We start from the raw sequence: 13,658 nt of genomic DNA, 5'->3' as shown, positions 1-13,658 counted from the left end.
GCACCAAAAAACAGGCACCAAAGTACTATTCTTGCCCGGCTGCGGGGTTCGTATCGTGGAGGGATGAATCAACAGCCAACAATAAAGTCAGTTCTTCAATCCTTTCCGACTGCGGCCCGTTTTGTCCGGGTGGTCATCGCCGCGCTATTGCTTCTGTCCTTACTGATGAGTCCCGCCCATGGCAGTGACGGTGACCCTGAAGAGCTGCCGGTGCTGTCTGTCAGTGTCCTGCAGTTTGGCACCGCGCACTGGGAACTGGACCATATCCTTCACCGGGGGCTGGACCGCGAGAACGGCTACCAGCTCAAGCTGAAGCTCGTTGCCAATCTACCGGCTTCCCACCTGGCGGTCACCAGCCAGTCGGTGAACGGCGCGGTGGCCGACCTGCTGTGGGCGCAGTCCCGGTTCCAGGCCGGCACGCCCTATCTCTATGTGCCGTTCTCTTCCCGGATTGGCGACATTGTGGTTGCCGGCGACTCTGCTATCGGTTCGGTGGCCGACCTGGCCGGCAAACGCATCGGCGTGGCTGGCGGGCCGGACAGCAAAGGCTGGATACTGTTGCAGAACGTGGCCGCGCTCCAAGGGATCAACCTGGCACAATCCACCGAGGTCCAGTTCGCCGCCCCACCCCTGCTGAGCCAGGCCCTGAAGCGCGGCCAGGTGGATGCGATCGTCACCTACTGGCATTTTTCGGCCCGCCTGAAGGGAGAGGGCGGCTGGCGCTCCGCGTTCGGTATGGCCGACCTGCTCACCGCCATGAATCTGGACCGGAACCTCCCGGTTCTGGGCTATGTGTTCCCGGCGGGCTGGGCTGAAAACCAGGGGCCGTTGCTGGATCGCTTCGCCGGGTCCCTGCAGCAGGCAAAAGCCGAACTGGCGGCGGACAAATCCCACTGGCAGCGGTTGCGGCCCCTGATGGGCAGCCCGCAAGAGGGCGTTTTCACGGCACTGCGCAAAGGTTTTGTCGCCGGCACGCCCGCGCCTCTCACGGACCAGCGAATTACTGACCTATATCGGTTGCTGGCGCTCACCGGTGCGGACCCAGGCAACCTGATGCCGTCGGAGCTGTTCTACCGGAGACAACCGTGAACACCCGCTCCGGCCGCCCGCCGGCCTGGAGTTACTGGGTGGTTCTGCCTTCGTTTGTCCTGCTCTGGGCATGGATTGCCTGGTTTATCCAGTCTCCACTCCTGCCCACGCCCCTGGATGTGCTCGACACCCTGATAAGGGAGTCCGCCTCCGGCGAACTCTGGCACCATCTGGGTGCGACCCTTGGGCGTGTCCTGGTGGCCTTTGTTCTCGCCATGCTTCTTGGCACCGCCATCGGCATCGTGATGGGCCGGTCACGAACCACCAACGCCCTGTTCGATCCCCTGCTGGTGTTGATGCTGAACCTGCCAGCGCTGGTCACCATCATCCTGATGTACGTCTGGTTCGGCCTGGTGGAAGTGGCCGCCGTGATGGCCGTAGTCATCAACAAGGTCCCCAACGTCGCCGTCACCGTCCGGGAAGGGGCTCGCAGTCTGGATTATCGCCTTGAAGAAATGGCCACCGTCTACAACTTCACCCGCTGGCAGCGATTTCGCGAAGTCTGGGTGCCGCAACTGTTTCCCTACCTGATGGCCGCCACCCGCGGTGGCCTGGCCCTGATCTGGAAAATCGTCCTGGTGGTCGAACTGCTCGGCCGTTCCAGCGGCGTTGGCTTCCAGCTGTACATGGCCTTCCAGGTCTTCGACGTTGCCGCCATCCTCGCCTACAGCCTTGCGTTTATTGCCGTGGTGCAGCTCATCGAACTGGCCATCCTCCAGCCCCTGGAACGCCGTTCAAGCCGTTGGCGCCAGCCGGAGGCTGCCCATGCTTGAACTCAGAATCGCCGGCCGGGATTTTGGCCAGCCTGTGCTTGGGGAAGTGTTCACCACCATAGCCCCCGGCGACCGTATCTGCCTGCTCGGCCCTTCCGGTATTGGCAAGACCACGTTGCTGAATGTCATTGCGGGCCTCGACAGATCGATACCGGACGATGCGGTCATCGGACGCGACAGGCTCAGGGTGGGTTATCTGTTCCAGGAACACCGCCTGCTGCCGTGGCGAACCCTGAATGCCAACCTCCGTCTGGTCGGTGCAACCGAGCAGGAAGCCGAAAATTTGCTAAGTCAGGTTGGTCTCTCCGGTTACGGTCACTACTTGCCGGATCAGCTTTCTCTTGGCATGGCCAGAAGGGCTGCCTTGGCACGTTGTCTGGCGGTGAAGCCGGACTTGCTGTTACTGGACGAACCCTTTGCGTCACTGGATCCGGTAATGGCGGGCGGGCTGAAAAAACTGATCGCCGGCATTCTGGATGCTCACCCCGAAATGGCGATGATCTGTGTTACCCACGATGGTGGTGACGCCGAGATATTGGCAAACCGACTTTGGTACCTGGATGGCAAACCGGCGCGCTTGCAGTGGGATGATGCAGTGGGTGAGGCTGGTTTGATTGATGGACTTCTTGGGAGGCTTCGTAACCTTGATTTAGCCTGTCCCCCATAGCCCACTACCGCCCGATCAAGCAGTCTTGGAGGTTCCGAGGATCTTGGTCCGCTGAGGCCGGAACCCGGCCGTGGCAAGCATTACCAGAACCACGGTTACCCCCGCAGTAATGCCATAAGCTACAGGGTTCCACTCCAGATACAGCGAGAAGCGGATCGCCTCCACCGCATGGGTGAACGGATTGAACTGGCTGATCCAGTACAGCCAGGGACTGGCCTCATTCATCCGCCAGAGCGGATACAGGGCCGATGACAGGAAAAACATCGGGAAAATGACAAAATTCATCACCCCGGCAAAGTTTTCCAACTGCTTGATCCAGGTGGCAATCAGTAACCCCATGGCCCCCAGCATAAGACTGGCCAGCACCAGCGCCGGCAACACCGCAAGATACCCCCACAACGGCGGCTCCACGTCCACCAGCAGTGCCAGCAGCAGGAACACATAAACCTGCCCGACCGACACCACCCCCATCGCCAGCAGCTTGGTCACCAGCAAAAATGGCCGGGGCAGCGGGCTCATCAGCAACACCCGCATGCTGCCCAGCTCCCGGTCATACACCATGGATAACGCCCCCTGCATGCTGTTGAACAGGATGATCATGCCGCACAGGCCGGGGGCGATGTAGGTCTGGTAGGTGATGTAGGTCTGGTAGGGCGGGATGATGGAAATCCCCAGTACCGCCCGGAAGCCCGCGGCAAACACCACCAGCCACAGCAGCGGGCGCACCAGGGCACTGGCGAACCGGGTGCGCTGCTGCCAGAACCGCAGCCACTCGCGAGTCTGTATGCCGACAAAACAGTGCCAGTAATGGGCAGCTTTCATGGTTATCCGGCTCCGGTCAGGGAATGGAAGGTTTCCGCCAGATCCCGGGTGCCTTGGGCCCGGCAGATGGCGTGTCCGGTACCGTCGGCCAGCAACCGGCCCTGGTGCAGGATCAGCACCCGGTCGTCCTCGCGAACCTCCTCAATCAGGTGCGTGGCCCAGAGCACGGTCAGGCCGTCCTCGTCACAAAGGGTGCGCACGTGCTCGTTCAGTGCCTTGCGGCTGGCCACATCCAGACCCACGGTCGGTTCATCCAGCAACAGAAGAGAGGGTTCATGGAGCAGCGCCCGGGCAATCTCCACCCGCCGGCGGTGACCGCCATTGAGCTGGCGGACGGCATCGTTGGCCCGGTCCAGCAACCCGAAGCGCGCCAGTTCCCGGTCGCCCCGCGCCCGGGCTTCCTTGCGGGACAGTCCGTGCAAGGCGGCGTGGTACTGCAGGTTCTGGCGCACGGTCAGGTCCAGGTCCAGGGCGTTCTGCTGGAACACCACCCCGATCTTGCGCATGGCCTCGGCCGGCTGCTTTTTCAGGGACTGGCCGGCCAGCAGGATATCCCCCTGCTGCAACGCCAGTAGTCGGGTCAAAAGGCCGAACAGGGTGGACTTGCCAGCGCCGTTGGGCCCGAGCAGGGCATGGAAACGGCCCGAGGTCAGCGCGAAGCTGACCTCTTTGAGCACCGGCTTGTCGCCGTAGCGAAAGCTGAGGTTGCGGGCTTCTATAGTCATGAAGTGGGATCGATCACCACGCCCCAGGGGTAGCGGCCCACCTTGATGGATTTGATCACCTTCAGGTCCTCCACATCGATCACAGACACGTCACCTGAGACACCGTTGGTGGTGTAAAGATGCTTCTCGTCCTTGTCCAGATCCAGCTGCCACACCCGGCTGCCCACCAGCAGGTAGTCCAGTACGTCATAGGTCCTGGCATCCACCACCGCCACATGGTTGGCAGGGCCGAGGGCGACGAAGGCGTATTTGCCATCGGAGGTCAGTTCGATGCCCACCGGCTGCACCCGGTCCTGGTTGACCCCAGGCACCCTGAAGGATAACTCATGGATCTGCTTCAGGGTGTCGACATCGATAATGTGCACGGTGCCGCCGATTTCCGCCGAGGCCCAGGCAATCTTGCTGTCCCTGCTGAACTCCACATGGCGGGGGCGCTGGCCCACCACGATGTTCTTTTCGATCTCGAAAGTCTCGGTGTTGATCCAGTGCAGCATGCTGGTGGTTTCGGAAGTATTGACCGCCCACTTGCCGTCCGGGCTTACCGCCATACCTTCCGGTTCCACGCCTACCTCAATCTGGGCCAGGATCTCTTTGGAGTGGACGTCCAGGACAGTGACGATAGCGTCGTCCTCGTTGGCAATGTAAAGGTGCCTGTTGTTTGGATGCAGGGCGATCTGCTCGGGATCCTCACCGGAGGGCAGGGTATCGATGATCTTGCGGGTGGCCAGGTCCAGCACCTGCACGGTGTCGTCGTCGCTGGCGCAGATGTACAGCCTGGTGTAGTCCCTGGAAAGCAGAATACCCCGGGGTCGGGCGCCCACCCCGATGGTGTCGACGACTTCCATGGACTCGGTATCAATGATCGTGAGGGTGTTGTCCTTTTCGTTGGATACGTAGGCCAGGCTGGCCAGTGCGGCCGGTGTCGAGAGGGCGATCATGGCGGCCAGGGCGGTTTGCTTGAACAGAGATTTCATGGTGGAGCTCCTTGTTGTTTTAAGATGCGGCCGCGGAAGCGATCAGTTGTTAATCCGACACTCGCTCTCTGGCTTGTCAAAACCGAGGGTATCCATCTGGCTGTAGGGATGGAGGAAGCCTTCGAAGGGCGCGCGGGCAACAAGGCCCCGGGGGTGAACCAGTGGGATTGGCTGGCGTAGCTGGCCGTTCCAGTCACGATAGGTGAGCTTTCGGCCCTTGAAGGCGGCCAACTGGAAATTGTCGCTGAACAGGAAATTGCGGATCTCGGTGGGGTTCGCACTGTCGAGATCCGTTACGGCTGTGCCAATGGAGCGAACGGCGGCCCAGGCGGCGTAATCCTCGCTGTTCATGTCACGGCCGGCCAGTTCCCTGAACCGGTTCTGCAACTGCGCGGCTCCCCAGCTTTCCACCACCCGGTGCCAGGCCACCGGCATCATGCCCTGGGTGCCCGCCACCGGCCTTGGCAACCAGGTGTTAAACGGCACGTATTCACCGAAATCACCCCGCACATCCGCCACCACCACGGCATCGTAGTCATCGGCCCGGGTAAACAGCGGCAATTCCCGGGAGGCGGTGCGGCGAAGATCGGCGTCAAAGGTCCAGGGTTTATCCTCGACAATCTCCAGGCCGAAGCGTTTGGCCGAACGGCGAAAGGCATCCGCCCAGCCTTTGTCGGCCCCGGTGGGCCCGGTAATCAGGAACACTTCCTTCCAGCGCCGCTGGCTCAGCCACTGGCCGAGGGCGTCGGTCAGCATGGAATAGCTGGGCATGGTGTGCAGCAGGTTGGTGTGGCATTGCCGTGTGCGCAGGGCGTCATCCCGGGCCCCGGCGTTAAAGATCAGGGTGTTCTGACCGGCCTTGTCGGTGATGGCTTTCAGGGTCTGTGCCGGCGCATTCACGACAAACAGCTCAATCCCGGTCTTGCGCATGGTGGCGAAGGCGGCCATCGCCGCGTCTGCGGAGTTGGCCACCGTGCTCTGGAGCGTGTAGGTCTGGCCCAGAAATCTGCCAGTGGTGCTGTTGTCGTCCATGGCCAGCTCAGCGCCCCGCAGGCCCGCATCTTCTGGCTCGGGAATCACGTTCGAGAGCACCGGGCCCTGATCCGGCACCCACTGGATGTAGCCAATTTTTGTGTCGAGAGGTTCTGCCGGCACGCCCGAGGACATAAGGCTGGCGGCCAGCAACCCCGTCAGAACTGCCAGGTGGCGAAACGGCATGAAGGTACCCCATGTTTTTGTTGTCTTTCGTGTGAGTTTAGAGAAGGCACGTACTGGCGGGAATATTCTGAAAGTAGGAATCAGACAGTACCTAAGGAGGAGTTTTCCGGGCAGACACCTGCCGCCTACTACCAAGGAACTAGGTCAAAAACTCCAAAGTGGCATTCGGATCGGGCGTGGGGGTTCCTAGACTGAAAGTCAGCAAGTTGGCATCCGACAAATCCAATCGCCAACCATGGGGAATCCAATAAGAGAGGTAACACCAATGGCAACGTCCTTTTCACTGAAAGCATTAATGGCTTCGGCCATGCTTGGTCTGGCCGGTCTGGTCTTTGCGCACGGCAACGTCACACCGCAGGAAGTGGATACGGGCAACCTGCCGGAGCTCGGTGACGAAGTGCGGACCGAGAATCCGTTCCGTGAGGGCAATGAATACGGCGAGTTCAATGCCCAGGCCGTTGAAATCGGCGAGAGTGCCTACGCGGGCAACTGCGCCGGCTGTCACGGTATCCGCGCTATGTCGGGTGGCCTGACGCCGGATCTTCGCGAGCTCACCGAATGGGATGACGAGTACTTCATTGGCCGTGTTCGTAATGGAACTGCCCGGGGTATGCCCTCCTGGAAGAAAACCCTCGACCAGAACGCCATGTGGGCCATTCGCAGCTATGTGGAATCACTGCCGAAGCCGGAGTAATGGCAACGCTTTCGTCTTATCCATGCCTGAACCCAGGCCGGCCCTGCGCCGGCCTGTTGTCGTTGGGAGATAACAATGAAACTACTGTCTGGAATTCTGGCTTTGCTGCTTCTCACACAGATTGCTCTGGCCCAGGAGGTTGACGACGGCGACAAGCTCCTGAACCGGCCGGCGCAGAGAACCTACGACATCATCCTCGCGTCCGGCTACCTGAAAGTGGGTGTCTACGAAAACTTCCCCCCCTACTCCTATGACGTTGATGGCGAGCCCAGAGGGATTGATGTCGAGCTCGGGCGACGGATTGCCGGAGCAATGGGTGTCGAATTCAAAGTGCACTGGATCACTCCGGATGAAAATCTGGGGGACGACCTGCGTAACAACGTCTGGAAGGGCCATTACCTGGCCAAACAACGGCTGGCCGATGTCATGCTGCGGGTTCCTTACGATAAGGAGTATGCCTACATGCAGGATTCCACGGGTGAATACATCAACGAGCAGGTGGTTCTGTTCGGTCCCTACCAGCAGGAAACCTGGCAGATCGCCTTTAACCCGGAAAAGCTGGACTCAGTGGAAACCGTAGCTGTTTTCCAGTATCACCCGATCGGCGTGGAGATCGATACCCTTCCGGACTTCTACCTTTCCTCCGGACTGCGCGGGCGAATGCGTGAGCAGGTCCGGCATTACCCCAACGTGCGTGATGCGTTCAGCGCCATGCGGGAGGGCGAGGTCAGCGCCGTGATGGGCATGCGGGCAGAAATCGATCATGAGCTGGCCAGACCCGAAAACGCTGGTTTCAAAGCCGCGGGTAATGGTTTTCCCGGCATAGGCAAACAGGTGTGGGATGTGGGTATGGCCATCAAACACACCCATCGGCAGTTGGGGTATGCCCTGGAAGCCATTGTCGACAAGCTGGTCAAGAGTGGCGAGCTGAACGAACTGTTTGCCAGCCAGGAACTGCGCTACAGCGTGCCCGACTACTACCGGGAGTTTCTGGATCAGCAGGCCATCGCCCGGGCCGAGGGCGAACTCTGATCCCGCAGCCCGCCAACCCCGGCGAGCGATTTCTTTCAGGTAGTACGACCAAGTGATGAGAAAACCTGTTCCGGGGGGCAATTGCTGGCTTTCCCGCCAAGGCGAAGAATCGTACCAGAGGCGGGAAACGTTCCCGGTTCGCCCTGAAACGAACACAAAAGAACCGAAAACAAGAGAATTGGAGAGCGCAACCATGAGATCGAACAAGTTCGGGATTCGCATTGCCGCCAGCACCCTGGCGCTGGCGGTGTCGTACGGGGCCTATGCGGTCACCGACGAAGACATCATCAATGATCATAAAACGCCGGGCGACATTGTCAGTTACGGTATGGGCACCCAGGGCCAGCGCTTCAGCACCCTGGACGATCTGAATACCAGCAACATCCAGTATTTGCAGCCGGTATGGGGTTTCTCGTTCGGCAGCGAGAAAATGCGTGGCCAGGAATCGCAGCCGATGGTCAAGGACGGCGTGATGTACGTAACCGCCTCCTATTCCCGTGTCTACGCCATCGACGCCAGGACCGGGGAGGAAATCTGGCAGTACGACGCCCGCCTGCCGGATGGCATCATGCCCTGTTGTGATGTGGTTAACCGGGGTGTCGCCCTGTATGGCGACAAGGTTATCTTCGGCACTCTGGATGCCAAACTCGTTGCCCTGAACAAGGACACCGGCAAGCCGATGTGGATCAAGAAGGTGGCAGATTACCAGGCCGGCTACGCCATTACCGCCGCCCCCATCGTGGTGAAAGGCAAACTGATCACCGGTGTTTCCGGCGGTGAGTTCGGTATTGTCGGCAAGGTGGAAGCCTACGACCCGAATACCGGTGATTTACTGTGGACTCGTCCGACCGTTGAAGGTCACATGGGCTATGTCTACAAGGATGGCAAGGCCATCGAGAACGGCATTTCCGGCGGTAAGGCCGGCATAACCTGGCCCGGCGATATGTGGAAACACGGCGGCGCGGCCACCTGGCTGGGCGGCACCTACGATCCGGACACCGACTCCCTGTTCTTCGGCACCGGCAACCCGGCGCCCTGGAACTCGCACCTGCGCCCGGGTGACAACCTGTTCTCGTCTTCCCGTCTGGCGATCGATCCGGATGACGGCAGCATCAAGTGGCACTTCCAGACCACGCCCCACGACGGCTGGGACTATGACGGTGTCAACGAGCTGATCTCCTTCGACTACCAGGAAAACGGCAAGACCGTGAAAGCGGCGGCAACCGCGGATCGTAACGGGTTCTTCTATGTATTGAACCGTGAGAACGGCGATTTCATCCGTGGCTTCCCGTTCGTCGACAAGATCACCTGGGCGGAAGGCCTTGATCCGAAGACCGGCCGCCCGATCTATAAAGAGGGAGGACGGCCTGGCGACCCTTCCGCCATGGAAGGAACCAAGGGTGAAGTCGTGGTTGCACAGCCCGCGTTCCTGGGCGGCAAGAACTGGATGCCCATGGCCTACAGCCAGGAGACCGGCCTGTTCTATGTGCCTTCCAACGAGTGGTCCATGGACATCTGGAATGAGCCAGTCTCCTACAAGAGGGGTGCGGCGTTCCTGGGTGCTGGCTTCACCATCAAACCGGCGAATGATGATTACATCGGCGTACTCCGCGCCATGGATCCGAAAACCGGCAGGGAAGTGTGGCGCTACCAGAACACCGCACCTCTGTGGGGTGGTGTCATGACGACCGCTGGCAACCTGGTCTTCACCGGCACCCCGGAGGGTTATCTGAAGGCCTTTGATGCCAGGACTGGCGAGGAGCTGTATAAATTCAATACCGGTTCCGGTGTGGTCGGTACCCCGGTGACCTGGACCATGGACGGCGAGCAGTATGTCTCCGTGGCCTCCGGCTGGGGTGGTGCGGTTCCGCTCTGGGGTGGTGAAGTCGCCAGGGTGGTGAAGCACTTCAACCAGGGCGGTATGGTCTGGACGTTCAAGCTGCCAAAGGATCGCGTTGCCAGCAACTGATCCTGGAAAGCGCCGGTGTTCTGCCGGTCTGAAAGGGGCTGCCCGCGGGCGGCCCCTTTTGTGTTCACACGTTCAGGCCGCCTGATGCCGTGCGGTTTGGATAACCGATTCGTTGATGTCGTCAAACAGTTTGCGGTCGGTCTGACCGATCGGAAGATCATAGGTGATTGTGGCGCCAAACGCCTGCGGGTCGTGGGGGTCGTTGCGGATCTTATCGAACACCAGCAGCCGGGTACCCAGATAGAAGCCTTCCTGAAGATCGTGGGTGACCATGAAAATGGTAGTGCCGGTCTCCCGCCACAACCTCAGCAGCAGGTCGTGCATGTCCCCGCGAATACCGGGGTCCAGGGCACCGAAGGGCTCATCCAGCAACAGCACGCGAGGGCGCATAATCAGGGACTGGGCAATGGCCAGTCGCTGTTGCATGCCGCCAGAGAGTTCGTGAGGCCATTTGTCCGCCGAGGGCGTCAGGCCTACGGATTCCAGCATGGCATCCACTCTTTCAAGAGCCTCACGCCGGGCGCTGCCGAACAGCTTGCCCAGCCAGGGCTTCTGCTCCAGCTCCAGACCCAACAGTACGTTCTGGCGAACGGTCAGGTGCGGGAACACCGAGTAGCGCTGGAACACGATACCCCGGTTGCGGTCCGGCTCTCCCGGGAAGGCCTCACCCTCCAGCAATAGCTCACCCCGGGTCTGGGTTTCCTGGCCCAACAACATTTTCAGGAAGGTGGACTTGCCACAACCGGAGGCGCCTACGAGAGTGCAGAATTCGCCCTGTTTCACGGTCAGGTTCAGGTTTTCCAGGACCACCTGGTCACCATACTCTTTCCAGAGATTGTTGACGGTAATAAAGCTCATCAGTGGCCTCCTGCGTTGTACCAAGGGAACAGCCTGCGGTTGGTTAAACGCAGACACTGATCAATAACAATGGCGAGAATCGTGATCCAGATGACATAGGGCAGGATCACATCCATGGCCAGATAGCGCCGCACCAGGAAGATCCGGTAACCGAGGCCTTCGGTAGACGCAATCGCCTCCGCCGCGATCAGGAACAGCCAGGCCGGGCCAAGGCTAAGGCGCACGGCGTCGATCAGGCGGGGCAATACCTGAGGCAGGGCCATCCGGGTGATCACCTGCCAGGAATTGGCGCCCAGGGTCTGGATCTTGATCCGCTGTTCGCCCGGCAGCTCCCGAACCCGCTGCGCCACATCCCGCATCATGATCGGCGCGGTGCCGATGACAATCAGCATGACTTTCGAGAGTTCTCCGAGGCCGAACACGATAAACAGTATGGGCAGTATGGCCAGAGGCGGCACCATCGAAAGCGCCGAAACCAGAGGGGCGAGGTTGGCCCTTACCAGAGGCAGAACGCCATTGAGAATGCCCACCACCAGGGCCAGCAACGCGGCAATGCCAACGCCGAGCGCCAGCCGTCCGAGGCTGGCGGTGGTGTCCTGCCACATCAGGTAGTCGCCACTGCGGCGATCCTCCTGAAAGGCCATCCGATCCACGGCAGCGGTCATCTGTTCCAGGCCGGGCAGCAGTTTGTCGTTGGGGTTTTCCGCCAGGCGCTCCTGGGAGGCCAGGCTATAGATCAGCATGATCAGCAGGAAGGGCAGCAGGCCCAGCAGGGTGGCCGAGGCCCGTCCGGGATGGCGGTTGATCAGTCGCATAGGTTGTCTCCTCTGGTCACACAACACGGCAAGGTTATCGCGGGCAACAGCATCCCTTGCGATTCGGTCTCCCGGGCTTTTGTCCCGCCGTGTAACCTCCCAGAGGTCGGTAACTCTCGGACCAGCCATCCGGGTAGCTGTTGCGTGCCTGCCCGGACCGGAACCCTAGTCACCCATTTGTCTTTCGTGTTCGCCGCTCTGTCTGCGATGTTGTGCACAGTGCCGTGAACGGATCGGGGTTTTGAAAACCGTCTGTTCTTAACAGTGCAGATGGCGTGCCAGATACATCAAGCGGGCAATAACGGGGGAGTCGGGGCGAATTTGGCAGCAAGTATGCGCCAATATGGTGCGGGGCGGTTCGGGGTGCACTGTCATGAGCCTGCTCGCTCCAGCAGGGACCGGGCCGGCCTCGAAGTCGGCTTTAATCCACTGTAAATCCATAACTTTGTCCTCAGATTCCGTCTTTTCTGGCTCTGTTTGAGCGGCGCATAATCCAACTTACATACATACTGGCATGTAAGTTGAATGGTTAGATCAAAGGAAAAAACGTGCCAGAAGACAAACCGACTGTCCGCGTCGCCGGGCTGAAGAGAGGAAAACGATGACAGAACTGACCAACACCAAGACCCTGAAAGAAAAACTCACCGAGGCGGGCGTGAAGTACGCTATCGCCAGCTACGTTGATATTCATGGTGTCACCAAAGGCAAGTTCGTTCCCGTTGCCCACCTGGGGCAGATGATGGAGGGCTCCGAGCTGTACACCGGTGCGGCTCTGGACGGCGTGCCCCAGGACATCTCCGACGATGAAGTCGCTTCCATGCCGGATCCGAACGGGCTGGCCATCTGCCCATGGAATCGCCGGCTGGCCTGGTTTCCGGGCAATCTGTACCTCAATGGTGAGCCGTTCGAAGCCTGTTCACGCAACATCTTCCGGCGCCAGCTCAGCGCAGCCGCCGATATGGGTTACCGCTTCAACCTTGGGATTGAAACCGAGTTCTTCCTGTTTCGTGACACCGAAGACGGCGGCTTTGCCCCTTTGAGTGACCGGGACAACCTGGGTAAGCCCTGCTACGACCCCCGCGCCCTGATGGACAATCTGCCCATCATCGACGAGTTGGTGGACGCCATGAACGAACTGGGCTGGGACGTGTACTCCTTCGACCATGAGGACGCCAACGGTCAGTTTGAAACTGACTTCAAATACGCCGATGGCCTGACCATGGCGGACCGTCTGGTGTTCTTCCGCATGATGGCCAACGAAATCGCCCGCAAACACGGCGCTTTCGCGAGCTTTATGCCGAAGCCGTTTGCTGACCGCACCGGCAGTGGTGCCCACTACAATATGTCCCTGGCCGACATCAAAACCGGTGAGAACCTGTTCGAGCCCAGGGATGATGACCTGCACAACTGTGGCATCAGTAAGATTGCTTACCATTTCATTGCCGGCGTGTTGAAACACGGCGCGGCTATCAGCGCGGTGATCGCCCCTACGGTGAACAGCTACAAGCGTCTGGTTCGCCAGGGCAGCATGTCCGGCTCCACCTGGGCGCCGGTGTTCATGTGTTATGGCTCCAACAACCGTACCAACATGATTCGCATTCCCAGCATGGGCGGTCGCATTGAATGTCGCGCTGCAGACATTGCCTGCAACCCTTACCTCGGCAGCGCCCTGATCCTGGCGGCCGGGCTGGAAGGACTTCGCGAGGGCCTGGATGCCGGCGAGCCACACCATGAAAACATGTACAACTACAGCGATGCCGACATTGCTGCCCAGGGTATTGAGTACCTGCCTCGTCACCTCGGTGAAGCCGTCGAGGCGTTCGAGGCCGATCCGCTGGCGAAGGACGTCTTCGGCGAAGCCATGTTCAGGAGTTTCGTCGATTACAAGAAAGGCGAATGGGAGAGCTACCAGAACCACGTGTCGTCCTGGGAGGTCGACCGTTACCTGAAGATGTTCTGACCCCCCAGGGCAGCAAGAAACGGATGGCAGCGACCGATGGATAACGGCATAGTGTGGGCGAG

13 protein-coding genes and 1 riboswitch are annotated in these 13,658 nt (G+C 60.1%); of the genes, 7 read left to right on the top strand and 6 right to left on the bottom strand.

What is annotated here, in order from left to right; genetic code table 11:
- The first annotated feature begins 165 nt into the window (after positions 1-165).
- Genes NLK58_RS10585 through NLK58_RS10575 form a run of 3 tightly spaced genes read left to right on the top strand, consistent with a single transcriptional unit; the run spans position 166 to position 2,529 of the window.
- On the top strand, positions 166-1,089 hold the full coding sequence (locus tag NLK58_RS10585; RefSeq protein ID WP_205422332.1) for an ABC transporter substrate-binding protein: 924 nt from the start codon (positions 166-168) through the stop codon (positions 1,087-1,089).
- Complete coding sequence (locus NLK58_RS10580) at positions 1,086-1,862, top strand: ABC transporter permease (RefSeq protein WP_117618502.1); 777 nt, start codon at positions 1,086-1,088, stop codon at positions 1,860-1,862. The genes NLK58_RS10585 and NLK58_RS10580 overlap by 4 nt, the downstream gene beginning before the upstream one ends.
- Entirely contained in the window at positions 1,855-2,529 is a 675-nt protein-coding gene (locus NLK58_RS10575; RefSeq protein ID WP_117618501.1) for an ATP-binding cassette domain-containing protein, read from the top strand. Before NLK58_RS10580 ends, NLK58_RS10575 begins: the two co-directional genes overlap by 8 nt.
- 15 nt (positions 2,530-2,544) lie before the next feature.
- On the opposite strand, the gene NLK58_RS10570 is transcribed toward NLK58_RS10575, so the two are convergent.
- From NLK58_RS10570 to NLK58_RS10555, 4 genes are read right to left on the bottom strand one after another with little or no spacing between them, the layout of a single operon-like run.
- Positions 2,545-3,351 carry an ABC transporter permease gene (locus NLK58_RS10570; RefSeq protein ID WP_117618500.1) on the bottom strand — a complete coding sequence of 269 codons (807 nt, stop codon included), beginning with the start codon at positions 3,349-3,351 and terminating at the stop codon, positions 2,545-2,547.
- A 2-nt stretch (positions 3,352-3,353) separates the two neighbouring features.
- Positions 3,354-4,076, bottom strand: coding sequence for an ABC transporter ATP-binding protein (locus NLK58_RS10565; protein WP_117618499.1), 723 nt, complete (start codon positions 4,074-4,076; stop codon positions 3,354-3,356).
- Entirely contained in the window at positions 4,073-5,050 is a 978-nt protein-coding gene (locus NLK58_RS10560; RefSeq protein ID WP_117618498.1) for a YVTN family beta-propeller repeat protein, read from the bottom strand. Before NLK58_RS10560 ends, NLK58_RS10565 begins: the two co-directional genes overlap by 4 nt.
- A 42-nt stretch (positions 5,051-5,092) precedes the next feature.
- A complete protein-coding gene (locus NLK58_RS10555; protein ID WP_341582796.1) occupies positions 5,093-6,217 on the bottom strand; it encodes an ABC transporter substrate-binding protein in 1,125 nt (374 codons plus the stop codon).
- 316 nt (positions 6,218-6,533) lie between these two features.
- Here NLK58_RS10555 and pedF point away from each other — a divergent pair, with 316 nt between their 5' ends.
- From pedF to NLK58_RS10540, 3 genes are all read left to right on the top strand, one after another.
- Positions 6,534-6,962 (top strand): cytochrome c-550 PedF, encoded by a 429-nt coding sequence (gene pedF / locus NLK58_RS10550; protein ID WP_341580732.1) that lies wholly within the window; start codon positions 6,534-6,536, stop codon positions 6,960-6,962.
- A 75-nt stretch (positions 6,963-7,037) separates the two neighbouring features.
- A complete protein-coding gene (locus NLK58_RS10545; RefSeq protein ID WP_117618495.1) occupies positions 7,038-7,994 on the top strand; it encodes an ABC transporter substrate-binding protein in 957 nt (318 codons plus the stop codon).
- Between the two features lie 193 nt (positions 7,995-8,187).
- A complete protein-coding gene (locus NLK58_RS10540) occupies positions 8,188-9,963 on the top strand; it encodes a PQQ-dependent methanol/ethanol family dehydrogenase (RefSeq protein ID WP_341580731.1) in 1,776 nt (591 codons plus the stop codon).
- A gap of 72 nt (positions 9,964-10,035) precedes the next feature.
- Here NLK58_RS10540 and NLK58_RS10535 read toward each other — a convergent pair whose 3' ends face one another.
- Both NLK58_RS10535 and NLK58_RS10530 read right to left on the bottom strand, forming a co-directional pair.
- Complete coding sequence (locus tag NLK58_RS10535; RefSeq protein WP_341580730.1) at positions 10,036-10,821, bottom strand: ABC transporter ATP-binding protein; 786 nt, start codon at positions 10,819-10,821, stop codon at positions 10,036-10,038.
- Positions 10,821-11,636 (bottom strand): ABC transporter permease, encoded by an 816-nt coding sequence (locus NLK58_RS10530; RefSeq protein WP_117618493.1) that lies wholly within the window; start codon positions 11,634-11,636, stop codon positions 10,821-10,823. Before NLK58_RS10530 ends, NLK58_RS10535 begins: the two co-directional genes overlap by 1 nt.
- Positions 11,637-11,702: 66 nt before the next feature.
- Positions 11,703-11,816: riboswitch (guanidine-I (ykkC/yxkD leader) on the bottom strand.
- 421 nt (positions 11,817-12,237) lie between these two features.
- Here NLK58_RS10530 and glnT point away from each other — a divergent pair.
- On the top strand, positions 12,238-13,596 hold the full coding sequence (gene glnT / locus NLK58_RS10525; protein ID WP_117618492.1) for a type III glutamate--ammonia ligase: 1,359 nt from the start codon (positions 12,238-12,240) through the stop codon (positions 13,594-13,596).
- Positions 13,597-13,658: the final 62 nt, after the last annotated feature.

Origin of the sequence: Marinobacter metalliresistant (assembly GCF_038098645.1) — a bacterium.
Taxonomy (GTDB): Bacteria; Pseudomonadota; Gammaproteobacteria; order Pseudomonadales; family Oleiphilaceae; genus Marinobacter; species Marinobacter metalliresistant.
This window is presented reverse-complemented; position numbering and strand designations above follow the sequence as displayed.

What these genes read in the sequence shown, in the direction of transcription:
- NLK58_RS10535 (WP_341580730.1), bottom strand. Translation starts at nt 10,821, where the DNA reads ATGAGCTTTATTACCGTCAACAATCTCTGGAAAGAGTATGGTGACCAG.
- pedF (WP_341580732.1), top strand. Translation starts at nt 6,534, where the DNA reads ATGGCAACGTCCTTTTCACTGAAAGCATTAATGGCTTCGGCCATGCTT.
- NLK58_RS10565 (WP_117618499.1), bottom strand. Translation starts at nt 4,076, where the DNA reads ATGACTATAGAAGCCCGCAACCTCAGCTTTCGCTACGGCGACAAGCCG.
- NLK58_RS10545 (WP_117618495.1), top strand. Translation starts at nt 7,038, where the DNA reads ATGAAACTACTGTCTGGAATTCTGGCTTTGCTGCTTCTCACACAGATT.
- NLK58_RS10570 (WP_117618500.1), bottom strand. Translation starts at nt 3,351, where the DNA reads ATGAAAGCTGCCCATTACTGGCACTGTTTTGTCGGCATACAGACTCGC.
- NLK58_RS10555 (WP_341582796.1), bottom strand. Translation starts at nt 6,217, where the DNA reads ATGTCCTCGGGCGTGCCGGCAGAACCTCTCGACACAAAAATTGGCTAC.
- glnT (WP_117618492.1), top strand. Translation starts at nt 12,238, where the DNA reads ATGACAGAACTGACCAACACCAAGACCCTGAAAGAAAAACTCACCGAG.
- NLK58_RS10540 (WP_341580731.1), top strand. Translation starts at nt 8,188, where the DNA reads ATGAGATCGAACAAGTTCGGGATTCGCATTGCCGCCAGCACCCTGGCG.
- NLK58_RS10530 (WP_117618493.1), bottom strand. Translation starts at nt 11,636, where the DNA reads ATGCGACTGATCAACCGCCATCCCGGACGGGCCTCGGCCACCCTGCTG.
- NLK58_RS10575 (WP_117618501.1), top strand. Translation starts at nt 1,855, where the DNA reads ATGCTTGAACTCAGAATCGCCGGCCGGGATTTTGGCCAGCCTGTGCTT.
- NLK58_RS10585 (WP_205422332.1), top strand. Translation starts at nt 166, where the DNA reads ATGAGTCCCGCCCATGGCAGTGACGGTGACCCTGAAGAGCTGCCGGTG.
- NLK58_RS10560 (WP_117618498.1), bottom strand. Translation starts at nt 5,050, where the DNA reads ATGAAATCTCTGTTCAAGCAAACCGCCCTGGCCGCCATGATCGCCCTC.